Origin of the sequence: Serratia sp. 506_PEND (genome assembly GCF_001076875.1) — a bacterium.
In the GTDB taxonomy this organism is placed as follows: Bacteria; Pseudomonadota; Gammaproteobacteria; order Enterobacterales; family Enterobacteriaceae; genus Serratia; species Serratia marcescens.
In genome coordinates, this window is record NZ_JVEL01000539.1 from 13,154 (window position 1) to 38,876 (window position 25,723).

37 protein-coding genes and 2 pseudogenes are annotated in these 25,723 nt (G+C 55.7%); 13 read left to right on the forward strand and 26 right to left on the reverse strand.

The features are described 5' to 3' along the window. The first annotated feature begins 43 nt into the window (after positions 1 to 43). On the forward strand, positions 44 to 1,450 hold the full coding sequence (gene proY, locus ADK28_RS23320; RefSeq protein ID WP_048796823.1) for a proline-specific permease ProY: 1,407 nt from the start codon (positions 44 to 46) through the stop codon (positions 1,448 to 1,450). Positions 1,451 to 1,482: 32 nt separating this feature from the next. Here proY and ADK28_RS23325 read toward each other — a convergent pair whose 3' ends face one another. Together ADK28_RS23325 and ADK28_RS23330 are read right to left on the reverse strand one after the other, a co-directional pair. Beyond that, positions 1,483 to 1,746, reverse strand: a complete 264-nt coding sequence (locus ADK28_RS23325) for a hypothetical protein (protein WP_048796798.1) — start codon at positions 1,744 to 1,746, stop codon at positions 1,483 to 1,485. A 132-nt stretch (positions 1,747 to 1,878) separates the two neighbouring features. Next, positions 1,879 to 3,135, reverse strand: coding sequence for a mechanosensitive ion channel family protein (locus ADK28_RS23330; RefSeq protein WP_016928882.1), 1,257 nt, complete (start codon positions 3,133 to 3,135; stop codon positions 1,879 to 1,881). Between the two features lie 246 nt (positions 3,136 to 3,381). On the opposite strand from ADK28_RS23330, the gene malZ reads away from it, so the two are divergent. Then, on the forward strand, positions 3,382 to 5,202 hold the full coding sequence (gene malZ, locus ADK28_RS23335; RefSeq protein WP_048796799.1) for a maltodextrin glucosidase: 1,821 nt from the start codon (positions 3,382 to 3,384) through the stop codon (positions 5,200 to 5,202). Positions 5,203 to 5,255: 53 nt separating this feature from the next. Here the strand turns inward: malZ and ggt are convergent, their stop codons facing one another. The 3 genes from ggt to ADK28_RS23350 form a co-directional block, all read right to left on the reverse strand. Continuing rightward, the gene (ggt, locus tag ADK28_RS23340) at positions 5,256 to 7,019 is read right to left on the reverse strand and encodes a gamma-glutamyltransferase (protein WP_048796800.1); all 1,764 of its coding nucleotides are present in this window, start codon (positions 7,017 to 7,019) and stop codon (positions 5,256 to 5,258) included. Positions 7,020 to 7,253: 234 nt separating this feature from the next. Beyond that, on the reverse strand, positions 7,254 to 7,856 hold the full coding sequence (locus ADK28_RS23345; RefSeq protein ID WP_004940403.1) for a peroxiredoxin C: 603 nt from the start codon (positions 7,854 to 7,856) through the stop codon (positions 7,254 to 7,256). A gap of 229 nt (positions 7,857 to 8,085) precedes the next feature. Further along, positions 8,086 to 8,667 (reverse strand): ACP phosphodiesterase, encoded by a 582-nt coding sequence (locus tag ADK28_RS23350; RefSeq protein WP_033641155.1) that lies wholly within the window; start codon positions 8,665 to 8,667, stop codon positions 8,086 to 8,088. 120 nt (positions 8,668 to 8,787) lie between these two features. Here ADK28_RS23350 and queA point away from each other — a divergent pair, with 120 nt between their 5' ends. Beyond that, a complete protein-coding gene (gene queA, locus ADK28_RS23355) occupies positions 8,788 to 9,858 on the forward strand; it encodes a tRNA preQ1(34) S-adenosylmethionine ribosyltransferase-isomerase QueA (RefSeq protein WP_016928878.1) in 1,071 nt (356 codons plus the stop codon). A gap of 111 nt (positions 9,859 to 9,969) precedes the next feature. Here queA and ADK28_RS23360 read toward each other — a convergent pair whose 3' ends face one another. The 21 genes and pseudogenes from ADK28_RS23360 to ADK28_RS33555 all read right to left on the reverse strand — a co-directional run. Continuing rightward, the gene (locus ADK28_RS23360) at positions 9,970 to 11,013 is read right to left on the reverse strand and encodes a tyrosine-type recombinase/integrase (protein ID WP_048796801.1); all 1,044 of its coding nucleotides are present in this window, start codon (positions 11,011 to 11,013) and stop codon (positions 9,970 to 9,972) included. Positions 11,014 to 11,449: 436 nt separating this feature from the next. Continuing rightward, positions 11,450 to 11,995, reverse strand: a complete 546-nt coding sequence (locus ADK28_RS23365) for a phage N-6-adenine-methyltransferase (protein ID WP_048796802.1) — start codon at positions 11,993 to 11,995, stop codon at positions 11,450 to 11,452. Then, entirely contained in the window at positions 11,992 to 12,186 is a 195-nt protein-coding gene (locus tag ADK28_RS31820; protein WP_152929741.1) for an ANR family transcriptional regulator, read from the reverse strand. Before ADK28_RS31820 ends, ADK28_RS23365 begins: the two co-directional genes overlap by 4 nt. Before the next feature lie 2 nt (positions 12,187 to 12,188). Then, on the reverse strand, positions 12,189 to 12,398 hold the full coding sequence (locus ADK28_RS33600; RefSeq protein WP_072270069.1) for a hypothetical protein: 210 nt from the start codon (positions 12,396 to 12,398) through the stop codon (positions 12,189 to 12,191). A gap of 12 nt (positions 12,399 to 12,410) precedes the next feature. Continuing rightward, a complete protein-coding gene (locus ADK28_RS23370; protein WP_048796803.1) occupies positions 12,411 to 12,629 on the reverse strand; it encodes a hypothetical protein in 219 nt (72 codons plus the stop codon). Next, a complete protein-coding gene (locus ADK28_RS33125) occupies positions 12,607 to 13,152 on the reverse strand; it encodes a hypothetical protein (protein WP_075202133.1) in 546 nt (181 codons plus the stop codon). Before ADK28_RS33125 ends, ADK28_RS23370 begins: the two co-directional genes overlap by 23 nt. Further along, a complete protein-coding gene (locus tag ADK28_RS31045; protein WP_239686275.1) occupies positions 13,145 to 13,477 on the reverse strand; it encodes a hypothetical protein in 333 nt (110 codons plus the stop codon). Before ADK28_RS31045 ends, ADK28_RS33125 begins: the two co-directional genes overlap by 8 nt. Beyond that, complete coding sequence (locus ADK28_RS23380) at positions 13,474 to 13,674, reverse strand: hypothetical protein (protein ID WP_048796804.1); 201 nt, start codon at positions 13,672 to 13,674, stop codon at positions 13,474 to 13,476. Before ADK28_RS23380 ends, ADK28_RS31045 begins: the two co-directional genes overlap by 4 nt. After that, positions 13,671 to 13,883 (reverse strand): hypothetical protein, encoded by a 213-nt coding sequence (locus ADK28_RS23385; RefSeq protein ID WP_048796805.1) that lies wholly within the window; start codon positions 13,881 to 13,883, stop codon positions 13,671 to 13,673. Before ADK28_RS23385 ends, ADK28_RS23380 begins: the two co-directional genes overlap by 4 nt. Continuing rightward, positions 13,876 to 14,202 (reverse strand): hypothetical protein, encoded by a 327-nt coding sequence (locus tag ADK28_RS23390; RefSeq protein ID WP_048796825.1) that lies wholly within the window; start codon positions 14,200 to 14,202, stop codon positions 13,876 to 13,878. Before ADK28_RS23390 ends, ADK28_RS23385 begins: the two co-directional genes overlap by 8 nt. Continuing rightward, positions 14,195 to 14,380: a hypothetical protein gene (locus tag ADK28_RS31830; protein WP_152929742.1), complete on the reverse strand. Its 186-nt coding sequence runs from the start codon at positions 14,378 to 14,380 to the stop codon at positions 14,195 to 14,197. Before ADK28_RS31830 ends, ADK28_RS23390 begins: the two co-directional genes overlap by 8 nt. Beyond that, complete coding sequence (locus ADK28_RS23395) at positions 14,373 to 14,954, reverse strand: hypothetical protein (protein WP_048796806.1); 582 nt, start codon at positions 14,952 to 14,954, stop codon at positions 14,373 to 14,375. Before ADK28_RS23395 ends, ADK28_RS31830 begins: the two co-directional genes overlap by 8 nt. Beyond that, positions 14,951 to 15,532, reverse strand: a complete 582-nt coding sequence (locus ADK28_RS23400) for a hypothetical protein (protein WP_048796807.1) — start codon at positions 15,530 to 15,532, stop codon at positions 14,951 to 14,953. Before ADK28_RS23400 ends, ADK28_RS23395 begins: the two co-directional genes overlap by 4 nt. Next, a complete protein-coding gene (locus ADK28_RS23405) occupies positions 15,525 to 16,355 on the reverse strand; it encodes a ParB/RepB/Spo0J family partition protein (protein ID WP_048796808.1) in 831 nt (276 codons plus the stop codon). The genes ADK28_RS23400 and ADK28_RS23405 overlap by 8 nt, the downstream gene beginning before the upstream one ends. Before the next feature lie 3 nt (positions 16,356 to 16,358). Then, positions 16,359 to 16,502, reverse strand: a complete 144-nt coding sequence (locus tag ADK28_RS32275; RefSeq protein WP_154582428.1) for a hypothetical protein — start codon at positions 16,500 to 16,502, stop codon at positions 16,359 to 16,361. After that, the gene (locus ADK28_RS31835) at positions 16,496 to 16,708 is read right to left on the reverse strand and encodes a hypothetical protein (protein ID WP_075686574.1); all 213 of its coding nucleotides are present in this window, start codon (positions 16,706 to 16,708) and stop codon (positions 16,496 to 16,498) included. Before ADK28_RS31835 ends, ADK28_RS32275 begins: the two co-directional genes overlap by 7 nt. A 404-nt stretch (positions 16,709 to 17,112) precedes the next feature. Then, complete coding sequence (locus ADK28_RS23410; RefSeq protein ID WP_048796809.1) at positions 17,113 to 17,694, reverse strand: hypothetical protein; 582 nt, start codon at positions 17,692 to 17,694, stop codon at positions 17,113 to 17,115. Positions 17,695 to 18,358: 664 nt separating this feature from the next. Next, positions 18,359 to 18,769: a hypothetical protein gene (locus ADK28_RS23415; RefSeq protein ID WP_048796810.1), complete on the reverse strand. Its 411-nt coding sequence runs from the start codon at positions 18,767 to 18,769 to the stop codon at positions 18,359 to 18,361. After that, complete coding sequence (locus tag ADK28_RS23420; RefSeq protein WP_048796811.1) at positions 18,769 to 19,227, reverse strand: type II toxin-antitoxin system HicB family antitoxin; 459 nt, start codon at positions 19,225 to 19,227, stop codon at positions 18,769 to 18,771. The genes ADK28_RS23415 and ADK28_RS23420 overlap by 1 nt, the downstream gene beginning before the upstream one ends. Next, positions 19,220 to 19,468: a type II toxin-antitoxin system HicA family toxin gene (locus ADK28_RS30535; RefSeq protein ID WP_075202134.1), complete on the reverse strand. Its 249-nt coding sequence runs from the start codon at positions 19,466 to 19,468 to the stop codon at positions 19,220 to 19,222. The genes ADK28_RS23420 and ADK28_RS30535 overlap by 8 nt, the downstream gene beginning before the upstream one ends. A gap of 356 nt (positions 19,469 to 19,824) precedes the next feature. Next, a pseudogene (locus tag ADK28_RS33555) lies at positions 19,825 to 20,082 on the reverse strand (helix-turn-helix domain-containing protein); the annotation flags it as partial. Between the two features lie 102 nt (positions 20,083 to 20,184). Here ADK28_RS33555 and ADK28_RS23430 point away from each other — a divergent pair. From ADK28_RS23430 to ADK28_RS33130, 10 genes and pseudogenes are all read left to right on the forward strand, one after another. Then, on the forward strand, positions 20,185 to 20,409 hold the full coding sequence (locus ADK28_RS23430) for a Cro/CI family transcriptional regulator (protein ID WP_048796812.1): 225 nt from the start codon (positions 20,185 to 20,187) through the stop codon (positions 20,407 to 20,409). Between the two features lie 27 nt (positions 20,410 to 20,436). Beyond that, positions 20,437 to 20,811, forward strand: a complete 375-nt coding sequence (locus ADK28_RS23435) for a hypothetical protein (RefSeq protein WP_048796813.1) — start codon at positions 20,437 to 20,439, stop codon at positions 20,809 to 20,811. 18 nt (positions 20,812 to 20,829) lie between these two features. Further along, the gene (locus ADK28_RS23440; RefSeq protein WP_161802729.1) at positions 20,830 to 21,078 is read left to right on the forward strand and encodes a DUF4222 domain-containing protein; all 249 of its coding nucleotides are present in this window, start codon (positions 20,830 to 20,832) and stop codon (positions 21,076 to 21,078) included. Further along, the gene (locus ADK28_RS23445; RefSeq protein ID WP_048796815.1) at positions 21,075 to 21,989 is read left to right on the forward strand and encodes a helix-turn-helix domain-containing protein; all 915 of its coding nucleotides are present in this window, start codon (positions 21,075 to 21,077) and stop codon (positions 21,987 to 21,989) included. The genes ADK28_RS23440 and ADK28_RS23445 overlap by 4 nt, the downstream gene beginning before the upstream one ends. Then, positions 21,986 to 22,705 carry a replication protein P gene (locus ADK28_RS23450; RefSeq protein ID WP_048796816.1) on the forward strand — a complete coding sequence of 240 codons (720 nt, stop codon included), beginning with the start codon at positions 21,986 to 21,988 and terminating at the stop codon, positions 22,703 to 22,705. Before ADK28_RS23445 ends, ADK28_RS23450 begins: the two co-directional genes overlap by 4 nt. After that, on the forward strand, positions 22,702 to 23,676 hold the full coding sequence (locus ADK28_RS23455) for a DUF968 domain-containing protein (protein ID WP_048796817.1): 975 nt from the start codon (positions 22,702 to 22,704) through the stop codon (positions 23,674 to 23,676). The genes ADK28_RS23450 and ADK28_RS23455 overlap by 4 nt, the downstream gene beginning before the upstream one ends. Continuing rightward, the gene (locus tag ADK28_RS23460) at positions 23,673 to 24,029 is read left to right on the forward strand and encodes a RusA family crossover junction endodeoxyribonuclease (protein WP_048796818.1); all 357 of its coding nucleotides are present in this window, start codon (positions 23,673 to 23,675) and stop codon (positions 24,027 to 24,029) included. The genes ADK28_RS23455 and ADK28_RS23460 overlap by 4 nt, the downstream gene beginning before the upstream one ends. After that, positions 24,026 to 24,838, forward strand: coding sequence for an antitermination protein (locus ADK28_RS23465; protein ID WP_048796819.1), 813 nt, complete (start codon positions 24,026 to 24,028; stop codon positions 24,836 to 24,838). Before ADK28_RS23460 ends, ADK28_RS23465 begins: the two co-directional genes overlap by 4 nt. A 530-nt stretch (positions 24,839 to 25,368) precedes the next feature. Further along, positions 25,369 to 25,620 carry a phage holin family protein gene (locus tag ADK28_RS23475; protein ID WP_226905879.1) on the forward strand — a complete coding sequence of 84 codons (252 nt, stop codon included), beginning with the start codon at positions 25,369 to 25,371 and terminating at the stop codon, positions 25,618 to 25,620. Beyond that, positions 25,620 to 25,723 (forward strand): annotated as a pseudogene (locus tag ADK28_RS33130) (lysozyme); the annotation flags it as partial. The gene ADK28_RS23475 and the pseudogene ADK28_RS33130, both read left to right, overlap by 1 nt.

Here is a 25,723-nt window from a genome sequence, read left to right on the forward strand (position 1 = left end):
CATGTCCGTGGCTTTTTTTCGTTTAAAACTATGGGTCATTTTCATGCAACAACAGTCACCCACCACTGCCCCCGACAATAAGCTGAAACGCGGCCTCAGCACGCGTCATATCCGCTTTATGGCGCTGGGGTCGGCCATCGGCACCGGGTTGTTCTACGGCTCGGCGGACGCCATCAAAATGGCCGGCCCGAGCGTGCTGCTGGCTTACCTGATCGGCGGCATCGTGGCCTTTATCATCATGCGCGCACTGGGGGAGATGTCGGTCAACAACCCGCAGGCCAGCTCATTTTCCCGCTACGCGCAGGACTACCTCGGCCCGATGGCGGGTTACATCACCGGCTGGACTTACTGCTTTGAGATCCTGATCGTCGCCATCGCCGACGTGACCGCCTTCGGCATCTATATGGGGGTCTGGTTCCCGGAAGTGCCGCACTGGATCTGGGTGCTGAGCGTGGTGCTGATCATCGGCGCCATCAACCTGATGAGCGTCAAGGTATTCGGCGAGCTGGAGTTCTGGTTCTCGTTCTTCAAGGTCGCCACCATCATCATCATGATCGCGGCCGGCATCGGCATCATCATCTGGGGTATCGGCAACGGCGGGCAACCGACCGGCATTCATAACCTGTGGTCGAACGGCGGCTTCTTCAGCAACGGCGTTATCGGCATGATCCTGTCGCTGCAGCTGGTGATGTTCGCTTACGGCGGCATTGAAATCATCGGCATCACCGCCGGCGAAGCCAAGGATCCGAAAAAATCGATTCCCAAAGCCATCAACTCGGTGCCGTGGCGCATTCTGGTGTTCTACGTCGGCACGCTGTTTGTCATCATGTCGATCTACCCGTGGAACCAGGTGGGCACCAACGGCAGCCCGTTCGTGCTGACCTTCCAGCATATGGGCATCACCGTGGCGGCGGGCATCCTCAACTTCGTGGTGATCACCGCTTCGCTGTCGGCGATCAACAGCGACGTATTCGGCGTCGGCCGCATGCTGCATGGCATGGCCGAGCAAGGGCACGCGCCGAAGATGTTCAGCAAGGTGTCGAAACGCGGCATTCCCTGGGTGACGGTGGTGGTGATGATGCTGGCGCTGCTGCTGGCGGTATACCTCAACTACATCATGCCGGAGAGCGTGTTCCTGGTGATCGCCTCCCTGGCGACCTTCGCCACCGTGTGGGTGTGGATCATGATCCTGTTCTCGCAAATAGCCTTCCGCCGCAGCCTGAGCAAAGAGCAGGTGAAGCAGCTGGCGTTCCCGCTGCGCGGCGGGGTGTTCACCTCGGTGGTGGCGATCGTGTTCCTGGTGTTCATCATCGGCCTGATCGGTTACTTCCCGACCACGCGCGTCTCGCTGTACGCCGGCCTGGTCTGGGTGGTGTTGCTGCTGGCGGGGTACTGGTTCAAGGTCAACCGCCAGAAAAAACGCGCGCTGCTGGCGACGCAGCAAGACTAAATGGAAAAACACCGGCTTAGGCCGGTGTTTTTTTAGGGTTTATCTTCCGCTTCCTCCTCCCCGGCGGCGCGCGCTTCGATGCGCATGCCGCCGTCGTTCAGCCGTTCCTCCTCTTCCTCGCCGGCGCAGCGCGCCAGCACTTCGCGAATGTCCTGCAGGTTGCTGCTGAGGGCGCTCAGCGAAGGTTGCAGATTGCGGGGCATGCGGCTTTCATCCAGCGACGCGCTGTGCAGGCAGCTGATAAACAGCAGGGTGGCCAGCAGGGTAAACAGCCGATGACGTATCCGTTTCAGCAAGGGCTTTCCCTCTCGGTGGTGAAGGTGATGGCGCATTAACGCCGTTTTCGCCGGGGAAAAGAAGGGGATGGAGATATCTGCTGGCAATTGAAAGAGAATAATTACCAGCAGACACAGTTACGTCAGCCGACGTCAGGAAGCGTTCGCGCTTTGTCGCAGCATGCCGCGCAGGTCATTGCCGGTTGGCGTCTGATGCACGCGCAGGCCGAACTCGTCGATCACCGCCAGGATATGATCGAAAATATCCGCCTGAATACTTTCGTACTCCGCCCAGACCGTGGTGTTGGTGAAGGCGTAGATTTCCAGCGGCAGGCCCTCCGGCGTCGGCGCCAGCTGGCGCACCATCAGCGTCATGTTCTGGTGAATGCGCGGATGAGCGCGCAGGTAGGCTTCCAGATAGGCGCGCAGCGTGCCGAGGTTGGTGAGGCGGCGGCCGTTGAGCGGCGAGGCCAGATCGACGGCGATTTCCTGGTTGTGCTGGCTCAGCTCCTGGGTCTTAACGTTCAGATAGCTGTGCAGCAGCGGGTTGCGCTGCAGGCGGCGCTGCTCTTCTTCCGACAGGAAGTGCACGCTGCCGGTGTCGATATTCAGGCTGCGCTTGATGCGGCGCCCGCCGGATTCCGACATCGACCGCCAGTTCTTGAATGAGTCGGAGATCAGCGCGTAGGTGGGGATGGTGGTGACGGTGTTGTCCCAGTTGCGCACTTTGACCGTGGTCAGGCCGATGTCGGTGACCGCGCCGTCGGCGCCGTATTTCGGCATTTCCAGCCAGTCGCCGATCTTCAGCATGTCGTTGGCGGAGAGCTGGATGCCGGCCACCAGCCCGAGGATCGGATCCTTGAACACCAACATCAAGACCGCGGTCATGGCGCCCAGACCGCTGAGCAGCAGCAGCGGCGATTTGCCCATCAGCAATGAGACGATCATGATGCCGATCAGGATCGCCGCCACCAGCTTCAGGCCCTGGAAAATGCCGCGCAGCGGCAGCTGATTGGAAATCGGGCTTTGGCGCAGCAGCGCCAGCAGCGTATCCAGCAGCGAGAACAGCGACAACAGGGTGAAGGCGAGGATCCACACCTGCGCGGCGGTGACGATCACCGCCTGAGTCTGGCTGCCGCTCTGCAGCCACAGCGTCGCCTGGATGCTGATGATCACCCCTTGCAGCAGCAGCGCCACGCGCTGGAACAGTTTGTATTGGGTGATGGCCTGTTGCCAGACGCGCTGCGACTGCTGGCCACGGCGCTGAAGGGCCGCCAACACCACCCGGTGCAGCACCAGGTGGATCGCGACCGAGATCAGAACAATCAACCCCAATACCATCAACAGCGACATCACTCCGCCGAATTCCAAACCAAACTGTTCCAGCCAGCGCGTTATCTGTTGTTGCATTACCGCTCCTTAAAAAATGCGCAAAAAATATCCTGTAAACTTAAAACGCGTTAGCCTAAGGGGTAACGTGCAGGATTTGTGCCTGTTTACCTTTTTTTACATCAAGTTAGCGTTATTTTTCAGTCTCCGCCCCCCGGCTCATCCCCGGGTTTTGCGGCCAGAGAGGAGGGGGAGTTGCACTTAACGTGGCATTGTTCGTTTTTTGAAGAACGCCGTCGATTTCGTTTGGTACAGCAGGAGAACAGTATGCTTAACGCCTGGCATCAACCGGTCCCGCCTTTTGTGGTGAAACAAGGGCAACGTTTGGATATCACGCTGTGGTTACAAGGGGATGAACTGCCGGAACGGGTATTTTTGCGCGCCGAACCGGACAACGAAGAGTGGCTGCTGACGATGAAAGCGCAGCGCCACGAGGGGATGCGGCGCTACCAGGCCAGCCTGACGCTGAATGAGGGCGAGCCGACGCGGCGTTACTGCTTCAAGCTGCTGTGGGCCGATCGCCAACAGTGGTTCGGCCCGCAGGGCTGGTCGCCAACGCCGCCGGGCCAGCTGGCGCAGTTCGCCGTCGACGAGCCCGACAACGGCCCCGCGTGGGTGGCGGATCAGCTGTTCTACCAGATTTTCCCCGATCGCTTCGCCAGCAGCGGCGGCGAGCACGGCATCCAGAGCGGCAGCTACCGCCATCACGCGGCCGGCGCCGAGGTGATTCGGCGCGACTGGCAGCACCCGTTGGAGGATCGCCACGCCGCCTCGACCTTTTACGGCGGCGATCTGGACGGCATTTGCGCCAAACTGCCGTATTTGCAGCAGCTGGGCGTGACGGCGCTGTATTTGAACCCGATTTTTACCGCGCCGAGCGTGCATAAGTACGATACCGAGGACTATTACCAGGTCGATCCGCACTTCGGCGGCAACGCGGCGCTGCAGCGTTTGCGAGTGAGCACTCACAAGGTGGGCATGAAACTGGTGCTGGACGGGGTCTTTAACCACACCGGCGACTCGCACCCGTGGTTCGACCGCCATCGTCAGGGCGAAAACGGCGCCTGTCACCACCCCGATTCGCCGTATCGCGGCTGGTTCAACTTTTACCCGGACGGCCGCGCGCTCGACTGGAAGGGCAACGCCAGTCTGCCGAAGCTCAACTTCGCCGAGCCGCAGNCGGAAGCGATCTATCGCGGGGAAGGCAGCGTGGTGCGTCACTGGCTGCGCCCGCCGTACAGCATCGATGGTTGGCGGCTGGACGTGGTGCACATGCTGGGGGAGAACGGCGGCGCCACCGGCAATCTGCGCCACCTGGCGGGCATCTATCAGGCGGTGAAGCAGGAGAATCCACAGGCCTACGTCTTGGGCGAACACTTCGGCGACGCGCGCCGCTGGCTGCACGCCGGCGTGGAGGATGCGGCGATGAACTACATGGGGTTCGCGTTGCCGGTGCGGGCGTTTTTGGCGGGGCTGGACGTGGCCTACCACCCGGTGCGGCTGGACGCCGCCGGGTGCGCGCAGTGGATGGACGGCTACCGCGCGGGGCTGCCGCACGGCCGCCAGCTGATCCAGTTCAATCAGCTGGACAGCCACGATACCGCGCGTTTCCTCACGCTGTTGCAGGGGAACGCGGCGCGCATGCAGATGGCGGCGGTGTGGTTGCTGAGCTGGATCGGCGTGCCTTGTCTCTATTACGGCGATGAGATTGGCCTGGACGGCGGCAACGATCCGTTCTGCCGCAAGCCGTTCCCGTGGGACGTCGGTGACTGGGATCGGCCGCTGCTGGCGCTGTTCCAGCGCATGGCGGCGCTGCGTAAACAGAGCCTGGCGCTGCGTCGCGGCGGCTGTCAGGTGCTGTACGCCAGCGGAGAAACGCTGGTGTTCGTGCGTCTGTATCAGCAGGAGCAGGTGTTGGTGGCGCTGCAGCGCGACGGCAGCGGCCAGGCGCAGCTGCCGCACAACCCGCTGTTGGCCCGCGGCCCGTGGCGGCGTGTGGAAGGGCGGGGAGAGTTGAGCGAAACGGCCGGCGGGCTGCGCCTGCAGCTGGCGGAAGAGTCGGCCACCGTGTGGCGCTGCGAGGGCTAAAGGGAGTGCGGGGGCAGAAACGCCCCCGCGGTTAAGGTGAGTGGGTGTTTACATCAGTAACCGACCGCGGAGCCCGCCGGGCGACGCACGTCGTTGGCGCCGTACAGGTAGCCTTCACGCACTTTGCCGGAAACCGCCGAATCGTTGCCGGAGTTGGCCGGGCTGACGCCCGCCGCACCCGTCAAACCGACCAGAATCAGTTCGGCGGCGCCCCACGGCGTTTGCTCGACCATCTTATAGCCCATGCCGCTCAGCAGCTTCAGCGTATCGGCGGAAACGCCGCGCTGTTCGTAGTACACCTCATCCGGCAACCATTGGTGATGGATGCGCGGTGCGTCCACCGCTTCCTGCGGCGCCATGCCGTGGTCGATCACGTTCAACGCGGTCTGCAGGGTGATGGTGATGATGCGTGAGCCGCCCGGCGAGCCCAGCACCATAAAGATCTTGTTGTCCTTGGTCACCAGCGTCGGGCTCATCGACGATAGTGGGCGCTTACCGGGGGCAATGCTGTTGGCGGTGCCCTGCACCAGCCCGTACAGGTTTTTCTCGCCCACTTTCACCGTGAAGTCGTCCATCTCGTCGTTGAGGAAGAAGCCGGTACCCGGTGCGATGACGACAGCGCCGAAGCGACCGTTGACGGTATAGGTGGTGGAGACCGCGTTGCCGTCGTGATCGACGATCGAATAGTGGGTGGTTTCCGGCTTCTCATGCGGCTCCATGCCGGGCTGCACGTTTTCCGACGGCGTGGCCTTGTCCGCGACGATTTTCTTGCGGATCTGCTCGGCGTAGCTCTTGCTCACCAGTCGGTCGATCGGGTTCTTGATGAATTCCGGGTCGCCAAGGTAGGTGTTGCGATCCATGTAGGCATGGCGCATCGCTTCGGTCATGGTGTGAATGGCCGCCGCCGAGTTGAAGCCCATGCTTTTCAGATCATAGCCTTCCACCACGTTGAGGATTTCGCACAGCGTCACGCCGCCGGAACTGGGAGGCGGCGCTGACACGAACTTGTAGCCGCGATAGCTGCAGGTGATCGGCGGGGTTTCGGTGACTTTATAGTTGGCGAAGTCGGCGGCGGTCAAAATGCCGCCGCCCTGTTTGGCCGCCGCCTCCACGGCCTGCGGGATCTTGCCTTTATAGAAGGCGTCGGTTCCGCCTTTGGCGATGGCTTCCAGCGTGTTGGCCAGATCGGTTTGCACCAGCTTGTCCCCCGGCTGCAGCGGGCTGCCGTCCGGGCGCAGGAAGATTTTGGCCGATTCGGGATCCTGCTTGAAGCGCGCGATGGTGGTGTCGAGGATATCGGTATCGGCGCGGGTCAGCACAAAGCCTTCGCGCGCCAGCCTGATCGCCGGCGCCAGCACCTGTTCGCGGCTCAGTTTGCCGTACTTCTCACGCGCGGTTTCCATCCCCAGCACGGTGCCCGGCACGCCCGCCGCCAGATAGCCGTACAGGCTGGCGTCTTTCTTCACCTTGCCGTCGGCGTCCAGATACATGTTGGCGCTGGCCGCCGCCGGCGCGGTTTCGCGGAAGTTGATGAAGGTGTCGGTGCCGTCCGCCAGGTGGACGGTCATAAAGCCGCCGCCGCCGATGTTGCCGCAGCAGGGGTTCACCACCGCCTGCGCATAGCCGACCGCCACGGCGGCGTCGATGGCGTTGCCGCCCATCTTCAGGATATCCACCCCGACCTGCGAGGCCAGATGCTGCGAGGTGACCACCATGCCGTTTTGGGCTTCCACCGCTGGGTTGGATGCCGCATACAGGCTGCCGCTGACCAGCAGCGCCGCCATGGTCAGGGGTTTGCTCCATTTCTGTAAAAACATAGTTATTCCTACCCTGTCAGTTTTTTATTGTGTTGTGTTTGCTTGCCGCTGTTCACTTGCAAAGCGCGAGCCAGCGTTATTGATAGTAGCCGCAGATGGGCATTCGCGCGGCGAACTGGGCGGGAAATGTGAGCGGAAACAGGGAAATAAAGCACTGCAGGCGGGCGGTTTGCCCCAAAAAGGGGCATAAAAAAACCGGCCGCGTGGGCCGGTTGATTCACTATCAGGCTGAAATTACAGCTTGGCAGCGTTTTCAGACAGGTATTTTGCCACGCCGTCTGGGGAAGCGCCCATACCTGCTTTGCCTTTTTCCCACTGAGCCGGGCAGACTTCACCGTGCTCTTCGTGGAATTGCAGCGCGTCAACGGTACGGATCATTTCGTCGATGTTACGGCCGATTGGCAGGTCGTTAACAACCTGAGCACGCACGATGCCGTCTTTGTCGATCAGGAAGGAGCCGCGCAGCGCAACGCCGGCTTCCGGGTGTTCGATGCCGTAAGCTTTCTGGATTTCACGCTTAACGTCAGCAACCATTGCGTATTTCACTTCACCGATGCCGCCTTTGTCGACAGGGGTTTTACGCCATGCGTTGTGGACGAATTCTGAGTCGAAGGAAACGCCAACCACTTCAACGCCACGCTTCTGGAACTCTTCATAGCGGTGATCGAAAGCGATCAGCTCGGAAGGGCATACGAAGGTGAAGTCCATTGGCCAGAAGAACAGCACGGCCGGTTTGCCGTTCAGGTGCTTCTTCAGGTTGAAGTTTTCAACGATTTCGCCGCTACCCAGTACGGCAGCTGCAGTGAAGTCAGGGGCTTGACGAGTTACCAGGACCATAATTACTCCTGTAATAGGTGTTAAAGGGTGGATGTAAAAACAAGGGCCAGTATAGGGGCCATGACTTGGTGAATAAAGGGTAAAAGACCAATCAATGAGATAGCTTTTACCTATCAAAGTCGTTGATATAATTTATCAAGCTTTAAAAATAACCTTTTCTTGCAAAAGGGCAAGCGGCAAAACGTAAATTCTTGCAATGCGCTGCAATTTCAAACGCTTGGGCTTGACCTCAGAGCGTTTTTTCCTTCGCCTGCTGCATCATTTGCGGATAAAACTGCCAGAATTGTGTTTCAAGCTGATGATAATGTTGTTCGACGTCGGCGAACGAGCCGGCCAGCGCTTCGAGGCGCGGACGGCGGCTGGCCATGCCCTGCAATACCCGGGCGATGAACGGCAATTCGGCGTAGCGTTCCAGCCAGCGTTCCGGCCACAGATAGCCGTTCAGGTTCTGAAAACGCGGGGGCGTGAGCGGCAGGTAAGGTTCGATCTGGCTGCGGGCTTCCTGGGTAAACTGGTGCAGGTCGCGTGAAGGCTCCAGCTGCTGCCAGTGGCGCGCCAGAAAATGGTCCCACACCACGTCGAGGGTGATCGGCGCCACGCGGCGGTAGGGGGCGCTGAAATAGTCGCGGCAGGCTTTCACCTGCGGCAGGCTGTCGGTCAGCACGTCGACGCGGCGGTGCATCATGATGCCGGCCACGACCTCGGGCTGGTAGTCGGCGGCGGGGTTGCCGCGCACGAAATCGGCCAGCAGGTTGCCCAGCAGCGAACTGTCCGCCAGCATGGCCAGGTGAAGGTGAGCGAGAAAATTCATCCCTCAACTATACCTGAAGTCAGGCAAATCCTCCTTATTTCTTGCCGCTGACCGCCCCCGGCTTTAGACTAGGCCGCCTGTTTTTTACCAACCAGCCTTAAATTGAAGAAGTGAATACCCATGCGCGTCGCTGATTTTTCGTTTGAACTTCCCGAATCCCTGATTGCCCACTACCCCCAGGCCGAGCGCAGCGCATGCCGCCTGCTGCAGCTGGATGGGCCGAGCGGGGCGCTGACGCACGGCGTATTCACCGATCTGCTGGATAAGCTGGAAGCCGGCGACCTGCTGGTGTTCAACAATACCCGCGTGATCCCGGCGCGCATGTTCGGCCGCAAGGTCAGCGGCGGCAAGATAGAAGTGCTGGTGGAGCGCGTGCTGGACGACCATCGCGTGCTGGCGCACGTGCGCGCGTCGAAAGCGCCCAAGCCGGGCGCCGAGCTGCTGTTGGGGGATGACGAGAGCATCGCCGCCACCATGGTGGCGCGCCACGAGACGCTGTTCGAGCTGCGCTTCAACGACGAACGCGACGTATTCACCATTCTCAACGCGGCCGGCCACATGCCGCTGCCGCCTTATATCGCCCGCCCGGATGAAGACGCCGACCGTGAGCTGTATCAGACGGTCTACAGCGAGAAACCGGGCGCGGTCGCCGCGCCGACCGCCGGCCTGCACTTCGACGAACCGCTGCTGGCGGCGCTGCGCGCCAAAGGCGTGGAAATGGCGTTCGTGACGCTGCACGTCGGCGCCGGCACCTTCCAGCCGGTGCGCGTGGAAACCATCGAAGATCACGTGATGCACGCCGAATACGCCGAAGTGCCGCAGGACGTGGTCGATGCGGTGCTGGCCTGCAAGGCGCGCGGCAAGCGCGTCGTGGCGGTGGGCACCACCTCGGTGCGTTCGCTGGAAAGCGCCGCGGCGGCCAGCAAAGAGGCGCTGATTGCGCCGTTCTTCGGCGACACCAGCATCTTTATCTATCCGGGCTATCACTACCAGGTGATCGACGCGCTGGTGACCAATTTCCACCTGCCGGAATCGACCTTGATCATGCTGGTGTCGGCCTTCGCCGGCTACAAAAATACCATGAATGCCTATCAGCAGGCGGTGGCCGAGCAGTACCGCTTTTTCAGCTACGGCGATGCGATGTTCATCAGCCGTAATCCGCAGGCGGAAAACGAGTCCGTCGGCGGTTAATTTCCCGGGCTGCGCCTACGGCGCGGCCCCGTTTCAACGACATCAGACTGTTTCTCTGATGCTCATGCGGCAACATGAGTTAGGGTGTGTGTTTGTTTCGTTGTAAAAACATTAACTTACAAGAGAAATTCTAACGGCGTCGTTCGTGCTTTCGGTGTCTTGTGCCAAAAACGTGACAATGCCGCTGAATTTGTTCAAATGCTCACCGCTCAGGTGGGCATACTTATTGACCATCTCGAGCTTCTCCCATCCACCCAATTCCTTTAATACCATCAATGGCGTTCCCTTCTGAACATGCCAGCTTGCCCAGGTATGGCGGAGATCGTGAAAGCGAAAATCCGTGATGCCGGAAAGCTGAAGTGCTCGCTCGAAATCCGTTCTGTTGATGTACCCCTCCTTTTCGCCGTTAGCCGAAAACACATACTCATTGTCGATCGGGATTTCACGCATCATCGCGACTGCGTAATCACTAAGGGGAAGAGGTCTTGCTTTCCCTGATTTTGCGTTTTCCGCCGTAACAACAGCGACTCGACGACTAAGATTAACATTTTTCCATTTCAGCGAAAGAATCTCCCCCAAGCGTGCTCCGGTCAGCAACGCGAACGAACACACCCACTTCATCCAATCATGGCGCAGATTTGCTATCAGCGATCTGGCCTCACTTTCCTCAATCCACCTAACCCGAACTTTCGGCTCTCTCATTGACTGCGCGTAAGGCTGTCTATCAAGCCAGCCACTTTTGTCGGCGAGCGAGAAGCCCCTCATGATGAATGATCGGTATCGGTTTTTGGTAGCGTTAGCCAGGCGCTTTCTGGTAGCCAGGTTATGAGTCGGCAGGTTATCTACAATTTCTTCCCCGGTGATGGAGGACACGACTCTACCGCCGAAGATGCCAAGCCAGTATCGAGCGTAAATCTGCTTGTTCTCATAACTTGATTGCCCTTCGGCATCTCTCAGCGCCAAGACAACCATATCTTCGAACAGCCTCTCCGGTCGCTTGTCTAGGTTGGCTACGGCCCAGAGCTCATGCTTTAACTTGTCGTGAAGTTGCTGAGCCTTTACCTTTTCCTCGGTGCCAGCAGAGCGTCTAATTCTCGTGCCGTCTGGCGCGGAGATATCAATCCAGTATTTTTTACCCCTCTTGAAGATCGGCATCGTTTTGACTCCTTGCTGCCGACCACAGCCAGTCGGAAGACATTGTTATTGGTCTGCGAGAATTTTTCTATGCTTTCTTTGTTAGCCCTCCACGACCCGCCGACTTTGAACATGTGAAATTTCGCAGGGTTTCGGTATATCGTATGGGGGGATACTTGAATTTTTTCCGCGTACTCTTTGAGCTTCATGAATTTGGCCTCATCCGAGGCTGCGCGGGGGTCGGCCATGGTTACCTCGTTATTTCCCCTCCCGCACCCGATGAACCTCACAGCAAAGGCGCAGCCACACCGGCGGAGACTTCGGCCAGTATGGGGCTATCTTCACTGCGTGCTTATCGAGTAACTGACGGAGGGTTAAATTGTTGGAAGGGGAGTCGAAATCTCTTAAAAGCTCTCTGGCTGTACTGCGGAGAAGGTTTTTCTTTGCTGAGTCCATATCATGCAACGCTTGCCTCCATCGTTATGCCTTTTCCTATGCGCAGGAGCTCGTCTCTGGATACGGTGGAGAACTGGCATCGCGGCTTGATAAATGGTCGCCAAATGAAAATCAAACTGCCTTTGCTGTTGCCATTCTTCCCCGGCTTGCCCGTTGCGGAATTAATAAACGCTAGGCGGCCATCGGTGATAAAGCGGACTTCATCGACTGACTGCAGCGCCAACGAAAACCAGCCCGTTGATGTGTCCGCCGGCAACAGCATCACGATCGGCTGATTCTGCACGTGACATTGCTCCGCAGCCTTAATCACCCACGGGGTGATGTCGCTGTATGGCGGATTGCACCAGATGGCGCCGTAACTAACCCAGTCGATTGACAGCGCGTTATCCTGCTCTGTCTGGTAGTGAGCGCATAGCGCGTTGCCATCGTCCGCTGCTGCATCCAGGAAGAAGCCAAACTCAACATCCAGTGCGTTGAAAACTTCGATCGGGGTTTGCCACCGGTCTTTGTGTTCGGGTGGAGTATTGCTGGCAAAAACGGTGCTCAATTCTCACCTCCCCAGCGTCGTGCGGCCGCGTTGACGCAAAACTCTATGCGGGTTTTAATCCACGGAACATCGACTGCTCGTGCGAGTTTGAGGGACTTTTCCCAAACTTCAGCGGCCTTTTCATACCATCCACGTTGTTCACATTCAGCCGCAATTCTGGCGATATTGCGGTATGCATGATGACTGGTCATGTTTAAATCCTGATTTGGTTGTTGTAGCGCTCATGGCTCATGACTTCCCATGAGTTGCCGTTGTCTTTCGAAAGCATTCGCCAGCAGCGGGCCACTGGCAGCGTCAAATACTTATGCTGGTAGGTTTGGTTGGGTTTCTTTTTGCCCTCCCTGTAGGCGCATAGAACCCCCTCAGCTTTGGCGCTGATTCGTTGCGGAATTCGTGGTTTCATATTTTCGGTGGGTTATTTGGTGATTGGCGCCCAGCACGCGGAACGGATGCCAGGGCGGCGGACTTTCTCAACGGCGTTTTCTTTTTCCAGCTTGATCAGGCGCTGGCGGATAGCTTTTCCGGTCATGCCGTTGTAGCCGGCGCAGCGGAGGAGGCTTGCGACCGAATCCGGCGTTGAACCGGCAATACTGAGCCGCGAGATGATTTCGTTATCGTCGGGTATCGTGATCATTCCCACCCTCCGGCGCTGCTGCCAGCATTGCTGCGCGGCAGGCGTCAGGAGGCGTGAACCCGATAATCTGATCGCCCTCAACAACAAGGCGAATTAGCATAGCAAGATTATCAATGATCTCACCTTCGACGTTCGCCCACTCTTCGCGGCCTTCTGTGTAATGAATAACCGCTTTGATGACCTCGCCGCTTTCTTCAGCGACTTTGTTCAGAACGTAGTTCGGCTGCGGAAATTTACGCATTGCCTTGTCTGCCGACACGCGAGCCTTTTCCACCAACCTCCCGAAATAGTCCTCCGGCACTGCTGGCGCTGGCGGGGCGGTGAGTATAGGTTCACCCATTCTATGTTCGCCCTGAGCCTCTTTGACCAAATGGTCGTTTATTTTCTCCAGATGACGCATCTTATCCTCAGCCTCAAGTGCTCGGCGTTTCCAGATGGATAAATCTTCGCGCGCTCCCTGATATGCGTCGCCATATTCCACCGGCTGCGCCACCGGCTTGCTCAGTTCGCTCAGCTTATCCATGAGAAATTACCCCTCGGTGGTTAATGCGGTAGATGCGCTTCGGTATGCCTGAACCTTGTCTATTAACGTTGGTAAACTGCGCCCACATGTTCAGTTCGTTGAGAAAACCACGCAGGCCCATTGCAGTACGACGACAGCCGTTTTTATTTGCTTTGCCGACAGAGCGCTTGGCTTTGCGAATTACTTTTCGGTTATGGGCGTTACAGACTTCAAGCCAGCGGTCTTTATCCATGTTTTTGTATGGCGCTCTGGCTTTTTTGCTCCTGGATGAGCTTTCGATGAAGTGCGCGTGGTTCAAATCTTTTAGATATGTAGCTTTGCTCATAATGCTTTCTCCAGCTCATCCCATACCGCGTAAGCGCAGTCATCGACATCAACCTCACCAGTGTTTCCGCACGTCGAGCATGTAATTTTGTCGCCGCAATAAAGCCAGACCCCGGTTCCTTTTTCCGTCTCAACCTTGTGCGTCTCGTTGTCGCATTTAGGGCATGCGCCAAGCCATGAAATATTCAGAGTTTTCATTGTGCTTTCTCCTGGGCCTCGGCCCGCTCTGATCTATATGCAGCAATCTCTTTGGCCTTTCTGTTCTGGCGTGCAGATGGCTTTGCTTTGTCGGCGAAATAGACTGTGCGGATTGTCGATGGCCAGCCCGACATCTGCTTTCTGTTGCTCAGCCATACCGGCATGCACAACAACCGACGCGCCGCTCTGTTGCTCTTACGCTTAGCCATTGCTCTGTTCCTCTGGCAAAATCCCGCCATCGCAATGCGGGCATTTGTTGTCGCCTATTCGACCGTACGTGCAGCGATAACAGCGGAGGGATTTAGATTTGGCGGTAGCGCGAATTGTTTCGCTTCCCATACCCAGGCTTACGCGCTCAAGATACCCGCGCTCAATTAGCGAATCCGCCATTTTCCCTACACGCACCGGCAACAATGCGTCACCGTCCCATAGCGCCGATTTACGCCAGGGTGAAATCTCTATTTCCCAGAAATGGACGATCGCCGGCTTAAGAAAATCACGCTCGCGTTTATTGAGTAATCTACCCACGCTCCACCTCCCCATCGCCATCGCCATCTACCGGCAACCACTCGATGCCGTTAAAAAATTCAGTTGCCGCCATCGCTGTTGAGCTGTACGAAGTAGAGCCAGGCTCTGAAACGACGTGCGCGCCAATTTCTTCATCGAAATAACGCAGGCTCCCTGGCTTGAAGTTTTGATTAACCACGATCCACCTCCCTAGCGCTGACCTGCTTGAACTCGATAACCCACACCCATGGATTAGCGCGCCAGTTTTCTACGCCGTAGATGGATGCCCACAGCGTCGGGAAATGGTCTGCTGGAGTAACAGCAAAGTCAGGAACTCCGCCACCACGGCCGTAGCAACAACCTTCAGCTTTTGCATCTTCGTGGCTGATATCGTTCAGGCGCTCAACACGCACGGCGGTGATTTCTAGCAGGGTGCGGCAGGCTTCGCGCGGCATATGAATTGAAGGAACCCAGCGCTTAACCTGGCTTGCCGCTCCATCTTCAGTGTCGGCGCGATATACGAGTCGATTGCCGCAATCGCCGAACGTCTCGCGCACCCACAGCCGATCGCCTGCCCGGCCGAATGGGCATAAACCATGCGCTGGCGCATCCATGACATGCGTGTAAATACCGTCTTTGGTTTTGGTGGGCTTCTGCAGTGGAATGCAGTTATCTGAGCCGACATTGGCAATAGTGCGCCGCGTCTGGGTCTTGCGGCCGTGGAGAATGGCTCTAACCATCTCGCCGTTGAAAATCACTGGGCGCTCTTTCATTTGGCCCCCCGCAGCTGGACTGCGAATGCTTGCAGCTCGTTAATCTGAGCGCGCAGAGACTCGGCTGTAGCTCCAAATGCGTGGGTGTCTGGATGCATGTTGGCAAGTTGTTCCATCTTCAGCTTGATGAACTTCTCCACTCCTCGCACTTCGATAGCTGCAAGTGCTGCGTCAGTGGCTGGGGTTTCAGGCATGCTCCCCTCTGCACATTCATCTGCCTCAGCAAGGCAAGAAGCCCCAGCTGGAACAACAAAACACTTTTTCTTGATGAACTCTTTCAGCGCCGCATTCTCCACAGCCAGCGCATCGGCTCGTTCTTCTGCTGACTTTGTTGCAACTCTGGATTCGGTGAGCATGCCGCTAAGGCGATCAACTCGATCAGTCAGCTCTTTGATGGTTTCAGCCATTGTCAGCTTTACCTGCAGCGTTTGGGCGTTGATCTGCCGGCTGCTGGCGAGTTCTGAAACCAAGGCTTCATAATCGGAGAATTTAACGAACTCACCGTGCTCAGCCTCGCGGGCAAACGGCTCAAAGCGAGCCGCGTGCATGACGTAATCAGGGTTATATCTCTTAACCATCGGGATTCTCCTTGCCGCTGGTGGAGCGGAATTCATCGAGAATGGCGAGCACATCAAGCTGAGTTCCGGCCGGAAGGATGTAGGCGGTCTGGCCGTCGATTTCACGGACTTCAGCCTGTGCTAAGAGCGTGACGAGCTTGCGGGACTTTGGAGCACTGAATTTCGGCGCGATGAAGGATTTAGTGACCTTATTCTTGCCTGCGGCTTTGGCCTTCTCAACGTCGCCAGCCAGCACTTTTCCGGCTTGATCGCCATGCTCTTTTACGCGCTCAACAGCAGCATCGACGGCAACGGCGCCATCTTTGACCAGCGTCTGAACATCGTGATTTGCTTGGGTGAGGGCAAGCAGCTTATCGACCGTAGCGCGGCTTTTGCCGACCAGCGCGGCGATCTCATCCGGTGACAGATTGAAGCCTGCGAGCTCCTTTACCACCTGGGATTGCTCGTATGGGGTAAGCGCCAGCTGGCTATTGCTGTTCATGATGCGCGCTATGCGCTCCACGTCGCTACCAGTGAAAGGCAGGATGGCTATCCACTCAACGGGCTTTCCCGCGTCACGGCAACGTAAATATGCGCGGTGCCGGCGGTGGCCCTCAACAACCCACACGCCACCTTCATCGCGCGGACGAACCTCAAGCGGAGGAACCGGTTTCCCTGATGACAGGTGATTGAACAGGTCATCATCAGCGGCCTGTGTGCGCTCATCGTCTACGCGCTTGTTGAAGCCCTCCTGGACGTGAATATCAGCCAGCTTGATGAACATCCCGGAGTCAGTCCGCTTAAGCGTTCCGTTGTTCTTCATCTGCTTGAATGAGTTCGCCATGCATCAACTCCAGACCGCGCCGGCAGTCAGCAGGCACAGGGTAAAAATGAGAAGGTAGAAGAGGTGTTTGCCGTGGTGGCGCTTAGGGGCGAAATCGCCCCCGGTCAGGTCGTACTTGTGCTGAATGCGGGCGTTGAGGCTTACCATGTTGGCCTCCGCTGCTGAGTGTGCAGGCGGCGCTGCAGTGTTCTGATGTTCTGGCGGACGACGTACACCGGCGCGCAGGTATCGGCGCAGACGAGGATTCTCACGGCCTTATATCTGCCGTCTTCATAGCGCTGAATGCTCACAGCTTGTTTTGCTACGTCGCGCGTCTGGCCGCAGTGCTCACAGCGTTGGGTAGTGGTTTGCATAACATGTCCTCTCAATGAAATTCACATCAGTAAAGGCGCTGCCTGAGTTGATGCACGCGCTCGGTTTCCCTACGGTTCCAGCACACTGGAGCAGGGCAGCGCCTTTACTGATGTGAAAAAAAGAGCACCGGCGATCGGGGCAAAGGATGTGACAAGGGAAGTGGTACTGAGCAGGCTTGTGATTTCTCACGCACCTGGTGGCGCATCGAACCGGGGATTTATACTGTGTAGGTTTAAATGAGAACCGGAACGATACGCCACCAGATAAGTGAGACGCCGGCGTTAACCGGCGACCAGAAAACCGACTGCTGACCAGAATGCGACGCAGATGACAACCACGCCTAGCCAGACCTTTTCGTTGAATGTCATGATTGCCTCAGTGCGCCCCGTAGGGCGCGGTGGTATTAGTTATCGAACCAGAAAACGATCCGGTGGTTGTCACCATCGACACCGTCAAATAAGGCGATGATCGTGTCCATACTGCTGCCGATAATGAAGTCGGCTGGAACGTCGATTTCGAAATTTTCGTAGCTATCAAGTCCCGCCCATTGGCAATAAGGGTAAAGCTGGTCCCAATTCGGCTTTCCTGATGCAATAGACGCACGCAGTGCCGTCAGTTGATTGCGGTCCATCATGCCGCTGACCTTAATGGTCGCGACCTTCATTAACTCCCGCATATCTTTCAGCTCGTGCAGGTACAGATAACTGTGTGAATGGCCGTCGCCATTCCAGCGCTCACTATTGGTTTCAACCTCATTGCAGGCGTTGAACGGCAACCCACGCGGCTCGAAAGAGAAAGGGTAATCAGCCCTAACGCCTTTACTCAGTAGGCCAAATAACTTGTAGTTACGGCGAGTGAATCGCCTTTCCCATGGTACTTCGGCGTACGTATCGCCTTCGCTGTTGTCGTATTCATCCCAAACGTCAGCGGTCACCCACTGGCCGCCAACCTGCTTCTCTCTGTACAAATGGATATCGCATCCCATAGCGTTACTCCTCAGTGGTTTTATGCCTACCGCCCGTATTGGCAGCGGCAGGGTAAATCCACTCGTCATTTGAAGCTGCTGATGCGTTCGCCGGGCGCTAACCGGTTACTTAGTGATGCTTTACGCCTCCTTTCCCTCACTGCGTCGCCGTGGGAACCCGACCTGTAACACCGTCGTCGCGTGGCTGGCCTAATAGGCCATTAGCCGATTTACTGCTTCATTGGATTGATCTCCTATGGGTTAATTTGCGCTTCATACCCAACACATAAGCACCTGGCCACCGTCACAGCCGGATCGCGGCTGGTCTTCGTTGTGCGCCAGAATTACCAATGGGTCCGGTATTTCATCCGACTTTCTGAATTGTTAAAGAGCATCCCGGTGTTCTGGGTGACGTTGTTGCTGTCGATGGGGTGAATTATCACTTCTAGTAATTTATTGGTCAACACTGTTAGTGATTTTATTTTATCACCATTAGTTATGTTAATGTTTTTATTATAAATTTATTTTTCTTCGACACGGCGAAAGCACCATCAGAGACGGAAGGGGATAGGTCAATCGGTGAGCGGCAGGCAAAAAAATCCCCGCACAGCGGCGGGGGAGAGTTAGGTGCTTCGCTTGTGGTTTTGTTGTTGGGGTTCGGCGACCTGTCGGTGTTTGGATGAGGTTAGACTGGCGTGGACCAAGGTAGCTTAATTGTATTTAACACTGTATGGCTTAGCGTTGACTCAACAGCTAGTTTTGTAGAAATTGTGATAAAATTCTCAAAAAACCAAATATTTTCAGATATATAAGATTTACTCAAGGGCTCTTCAGCAAGATAATCGAAGAAAAGCAACATGGACAATTCCACTTCAAAAACAGGGGTCGCGCTTTCAGGATCTGCCGATTCATTAAACCCATGAATCCTGGGTTTAACCTCGATTTGGATCCAGCAGCCACCACCGTCATCATTTTTTTCAGAGGTTACCCCATAGCCTTCAAAGGAAACGTTATATTTCCCTCCTTCGGTATCTCCATTCTCTGTAAATTGAGATGAGGCTATCTCGAAACCTTTAAATTTAATTTTTTCAAGCATTAATGATTAGTCCTTTTCTCTACGACACCAGTCCACTTGAGGTCAGCTTGAGAACTTGAAACGAATCTATGTGATTGAGTCTTAGTCGCTTCTCTTTGTTCAAAGTGGAAGTGAAACTCTTTTTTGTTGAAGAGTTTTTCTTCAACCGCCGTCTTTATAAAATCATTCAGGGATTGCCCCGTGCTGCATGCAGCCAAAAATGCTTTTTTATGCAAAACCTGGCCAATGCGCACATTAAATGTACCGCTCATGGTCTTATCCGCATCTCTGCCCAGTTCCTCACAGGTCTGGAGATAATCCGTGACCGCCTCCTCAAAGGCTACTTGAAGTGCAGGCAATGTGTCTGCCTCATATGTCACTACATCATTGATACATTGTATCCTCCCGTGAAGAACTCCATCTTCAAGAGAGAAATCAACACTTCCGTAATACCCTTTGAAATTTAACATTTTACTCATAGTTATCTAGCTCATCTAAAAGGGTTTTTACTTCTTTAAGTACATATCCTTTAACGATATTTCCTGGGTGAGGACAGTGGCAACTAATGAGCCTCCCACCCGCATTGGTAAACTTTCGTCTTGAACCTGCTCCAGACATCGCGTTGAAGCCATAATGACCCAGCAGCGTTACTAACTCATCCCAAGTAAAATCCTTTGGTAGCGCATTAAGCCGTTCTCGTAATTTTTGGCTTTTACTCATGTGAAGTATATCCCCTAGCGGCTTAATAGCAACCACAAGTTAGTTGCAAGTTGTTTGTTTGCCGAAGACACAATGGGTGGTCAATAAAAATCCAGAATAACAATTACATGCGTTAAGTTGTGATGTTGGTTGTTGTGCTACATGAACACAGGAACCAAGTGCTAAGATGCTTTACCGTGGAGCTTCTTGTGCATTTCTTCGTACATGGCCATGAAATGAGCGCTTCGTGCTTTCATCTCAGCCAAGAATCGGTCAGCTTCCGCCTTCGGTAGCGTGTTGAATACGCGCAGTAGGTCTTCTTGTTCTTTTGTTAGTTGAGATACTTTAGCGACCTCGTTTTCCCCGACATAGCCTGCCATTTCAGCAATCTCAGATGCTAAATGCGCACTGAAATCATCAACTTTTATGCCAAGGATTGCTGCGAACTTCGCTGCATGACCTGGGCCGATGGCATTCGAGCCATTCAGCAACTGAGCAACACCGCTTTGCCCCATACCCATTTTTTCTGCAAGCAGCTCCTGAGAGAGCCCTAGCTCCCTTTTTTTTGAGTCATATATCGCCTTGAGCATCTTAGCTGCGGAGGATTGCTCTGGCGTCAGAGGCTTCTTTTTCATATTTCCGATTTTATTACCTAATGGAATAATCACCAATCACTGTTAGTGTTGATATTTAAATTACTATTGGTGATAATGGCGGCGTAGCTACAGGAGAGAAAGATGAAGAAAGTCCCACTAACAGTATTTGTTTCCCAGTATGGGCAGGGGAAGGCTGCAAAACTCTTTGGTGTTCGCCAAAGCGCAATCAGCAAGGCCATAGCCCTGAAAAGGAACATCACAGTCATCGTTCATGAAGATGGCCGCATCGAAGCCGAGGAGATTAAAGCCTTTCCTGGGCACCGCTGCCGCCATGATTTGAGCAGGTCGGAGCTAAATCCGACCTAGGCCGCCTAACAGGAGAAATTATCACAGATGGAAAAAGCAACATCACGCCAGTCACGAGACGTTGAGTTTCTGGCAAATGAAAACGAGACGGCGATCTTGACTGCGCTTTACGGCCAGCGAGAGGGGGAGGTAGCGCGGGATTTGGGTTATGACGCTTCGTGGCTGAGCAAGTGGAAGGCTGGGGCGTTGGCTGTGAGCGCGAAGGTGTTGGCGCGGCTTGGGCTGCGGGTGGTCGACGCTGAGACGCAGATAACCCCTGCGGGGTATGTCCCGATAGCGGAGCGACATTTAACGGCGCTGCTGGAGCTGGCCCCGATGGGTGCTCAGTTCATGCGCCATGGAAACAACGTGCATTACGTGAATTTTGCGAAAGGGCTGCCGGTGGTGGCTGAGGCGCAATAACGGGTGATGGGGGTAATTATGCGCACATTGCAGGAGCAGCTTCAGGAGCGAATGCGAGCTGTTTTGACACGAAACACTTTGGCTGCAAACCAGGGTGACGCTCTGCGTATTCCGATGATCGGCGAGCGCTACCGCGATGAGCACGGGCGCATGATTACTGTTACGGCTTCCAGTTCGCTGGAAGTGACCTTTAAGCGTGATGATTACGCTGGCACCTGTACGAGGCCACTTTGGCAGTTTAATAAGTTTAAGAGAGTAGCGGTATGAGCATGACCTTAATGGCAACGGCCATGAAAATTAAGGTGGGTAACCCACTGCGCAAGCTGGTGCTCATCAAAATGGCTGACAACGCCAACGATGACGGCGAATGCTGGCCGTCGTACCAACACATTGCCGATCATTGCGAATGCAGCAAGAGCGCGGTAAAGGCACATATCACAGCATTGATAACTATGGGGTTGCTATCCAAAGAGAACCGCCTTGGTAGCAACAATGGGAAGGGCAACACGTCAAATATTTACCAGTTGACCTTGGGTAACCCTGTGTCGTCAGAAAACACAGCCCCTATGGCAGGAAAAAGCACAGCCCCTGTGCCGTCAAAAAACACAGGTGGGTCAGGAGAAAGCACAGGTGTGGTGTCAGAAAGCACAGCCCCTGTGTCACCTGCTGGCACCCCCTGTGGCAGCACGTGGCACCAGAACCTATCACTAGAACCTAAAGACAATAAATCTTCTTGTCAGGTCGCTACGCAACCCGACGAATCAGACGAGGAGAAGTTTTTATCTCGGCATCCTGAAGCTGCTGTGTTCAGTGCCAAGAAAAAAATCTGGGGTAGTGCTGAAGACCTGAAGTGCGCGGAGTGGATCCGCTCTCGCATCGTGAAGCTGTATGAGCAAGCTGCCGAAAGCGATGGGGAAGTCGCCAGACCGAAGGAACCTAACTGGGCAGACTGGGCAAACGAAATTCGCCTGATGTGCTCTCAGGACGGTCGCACGCACAAGCAAATCTGCGAGCTGTTCGCTAAGGCAAACCGGGATCCGTTCTGGTGCAAGAACATCCTGAGCCCGTCAAAGCTGCGCGAGAAGTGGGATGACCTGACGCTGAAGCTGAGCACCAATCCTGCCGGCGCGTCTGGTGGACACTGGAACACTGCCGAAGCCTGGGGTAACACGCTATGAATAAATTCATGAGTGCCATTCAAAATCGCGATGGTGGAGCCTTGGCGCGGATGATGCCGGCGGAGCCACAGGCGCGGGTAGTCAATGGGAATGCGGAAAAATTGGTTGATCTGCTGTTCACCAACCTCATGCAAGTCTTCCCTGCGGCAAAACAAACAGCGTTGAGCACGCCAGCAGAAGTCGCTGCAGCAAAGCGTCAGTGGATCCTGGCATTCGCAGAGAACGGGATCACCTCGGTGGAACAACTGCAAGCTGGCATGCGTATGGCCCGACAGCAAGAAAGCGATTTCTGGCCGAGCTGTGGGAAATTCATTGGCTGGTGCAAGACGGGTACAGCTTTGAATGCCGGCCTGCCATCGGTTGATGAGGTTGAGGCGGAGTTCAAACGCTACAGCGCTAATCGCGGCCACGTCCGCCCAGAGGATTTCAACTGGTCGGCTCCGGTCATGTACTGGATTGTGATCGACGTTCGTCACCAGATGCTCCAGTACAACCACACCGAAAGTGAGATCCGCAAGTCAATTCAGCAACACCTCAACCGCTGGTCTAAACGACTGGCTAAGGGCGAGCGCGTGCCAACCCCTGCGCCACAAATCGCATATAAGCAGAACATCCCAGCGCCATCAGAACTGATGGACAAAGACGGCAAATTTCAGCGCAAAGGTGAAGAACTGCTGGCTCGCATTCGCGCCAAAAAACAGGGACAACCGACATGAGAGCGATAGTCAAAGCAGCGGTACAGCATGATCTGGGTATTGCCCTGATCCCGGTAGACGAAAAGCTGGCGTTTCACATGACAGGCCGCGTGATGGTTTCCACACTGCCGAAAGAGTTCAAAGACGCTCCTGAAGGCATCCTACCGGCGGTGGAGCATGAGATCGCCAACGACCCACGGTTACAGGGTTTCTTCACCCATGAGCGCGTCATAGACGCCTGCGGCGGGGTTAACGCGATTGAGGCCTGGGCGACGCAGTTCACGAAATGCCAGTACAGCAAACACGATCGGCCGGCGACTATTTTGGACACTGAGCGCGTAGGGCATTCCGCCGTTCGCATCTGCCCGCAGTGCTACAAACAAAGCCTGGGTGTCTCACCGAAGATTGAAAAAATCGCTGCACGCAACACGGCGCGCTGGGTGGTAGCAACGGCAAAACACCGCCTGAAGTCTGAAGGACAGCTGACAATTCCAGAGTTGATGCTGTGGGCCATGCTGTCCGGCGTATTCGACCTGATCCCCGATGACGTCGCGCGCACCGTTACCGACTTACCGGAGCCAAAGGTTATCACCGGCACCCGCAAAGAGTCCGAAATGGACTGCACGCCGGCGGCCACTGCGATTATTTCCAAGCAGGCGATCAAGTGCTTCACCGTAGACCCGGCGCCACAAAAGGCCTTCATGCTGCGGCCAAAGCTCACTCGCGTAGAGGACAGCAAATATACCCAATGGGTTAAGACTCGCCCCTGCTGCGGTTGCGGCGCTCGCGCTGATGACCCTCACCACATCATCGGCCACGGATTGGGCGGAATGGGAACCAAGCCAAGCGACTACCTGACAATCCCGCTGTGCCGCACCTGTCACCGCAAACTGCATGACGACCCAGCGGCGTGGGAAGCGGAACATGGTAGCCAAACCGATTTGCTGGCGCAGTTCCTGGATTACTCCATTGGCATCGGGGCTATCGCATGAAGACGTACCAGATAACGCCAATCCCTAAACCACGCATGACACAAAAAGACCGGTGGGCCAAGCGCCCGCCAGTTCTGCGCTACCGGGCATTCTGCGACGAGGTGAAATTGAATCGAATCTCGCTGCCTGAGAGCGGTTATCACGTGACGTTTGTTTTACCCATGCCAGATAGCTGGAGCAAGAAGAAACGCGCTGAGATGGCCGGGAAACCGCATCAGCAGAAGCCAGACAAGGACAATCTGGAGAAGGCATTGCTGGATGCCATTTTTGAGGACGACTGCCGCATCTGGGACGGTCGAGTAACAAAGGTCTGGGGCGAAGTTGGCCAAATAATTATAGGGGAAATAGCATGAGATTAGAGTCGATTCCAAAATACTTTGCACCGAAATCACCGACCTTTAGCGACTCACCGCGCGCGACGGCTTCGGACTCTTTGACCGGTACTGACGTGATGGCGGCATTCGGCATGTGCCAGGCTCAGGCAGAGTTCGGTCTGGATTTGTTTTTGGCAAAACAGGGCATCAGCTCACCTGAGCGCGCGCTGGAGCGGTTGAAGGAATACGCGATAAAAGCCGCCGGCGCACACAAGGCCATCCGCAAACACAGTGAAGAGGTTCAGCACAGAGCGATCGGCGTCATGGTGGCGTTTGCATTCCAGGATTACTCCCGCAGCGCGGCCAGCGTCAGGACGTGCGAATGCTGCAAGGGGGAGGGCTTTATTGACGCTGAGGTCTTCACCAACAAAGTCCAGTACCCAGACGGTAAGCCACCGAAGTGGGCGAAAATCACAAAAGGCGTGTTCCCATCGTACTGGGAGGAAGTGAAATCAGTGAGGGAGGTTGTGAAGGTGCTTTGCCCGACCTGCAAGGGAAAGAAGGTGATCAGCAATGCCTGCAGATGTAACGGACGCGGCAAGGTGCTGGACAAGAAGCTGAGCGATAAGACAGGGATCCCGGTGACGAAGGACTGCGACAAGTGCAGCGGTAGAGGGTATGCGCGCCTGCCGGCTGAGCAGGTTAGAAAGGCGTTGGCGCTGGAAGGCTTAGAGATAGCGGAAACCACCTGGCGCCGGGACTACAAGCCATTCTATGAGCAACTTGTCACACAGTGTCACAAAGAAGAAAGTATCGCGGACTCTATGCTGGCGGCGGTCACGGTTTAACAGAATTAAGAAAAATAGCGTCACGTTAAAAGCAAAGTGTTGACAGTTTGGCGAAAATGGACTAGCTTTGTCTCCATGATGTGATATTTCCGCTTGTCACATGACCAATCAATTAAGGCCCGCCTCTGAGCGGGCTTTTTGCATTTCAGCCCCAGCCAACGGACGACACACACACCTGGCACACCCCGTATCGCCAAATCGTTTACGGCTGGTGGCTGATCCCTACATCTTGGAGTTCACGATGAAATTTTCCCACTTACCCGATGGCGCGAAGTCCCAGGCGCGCGAAGCTCTGAAGCATGCCCTTACGACCTGTCATGGCGTAATTGATGTGGAAGCGCTTGGTCAGGCTATCGCGGGTGCCTATATCGCAATGGAAGGGTATTAGAGTGAGCCTGCTGATCAGCCGATGCTTGTTGGTTGCGACGGCGAAGTAAACATCCGCATCACCACCAAACCATAAGGCTGCCACTGGCGGCCTTTTCATTTCATGAGCGCCAACCGCCCGGCGGGAGGTAAGGATGTCACGAATGCTAATCAGAGCAGCCGATGGAGCCGTGCACACTGGTAGCGCAGTGTCATTCGTCCTCGGCATCATTAATTATTTCTCACAGAGTGAATGGATCATTATCGGGGTCATTTTCGGCATGTTTTGCTCTGCATTTGGTATTGCCCTCGGTACTTACTTCCGCTGCCGGCGCGAGCGGCTTCTACGTGATTGGATAAAAAAACGCACGGAGACGATCGACACGGAAGAGCTTGAAATGCTGGAGCGTGAGTAATGGGGAACAAATCAAAACTCAGCGCTGTAATGTTGGCGCTGATCGCCGCCGGCGCATCGGCCCCGGTGATGATGTCGCAGTTTCAGGAAGAGAAAGAAGGCCA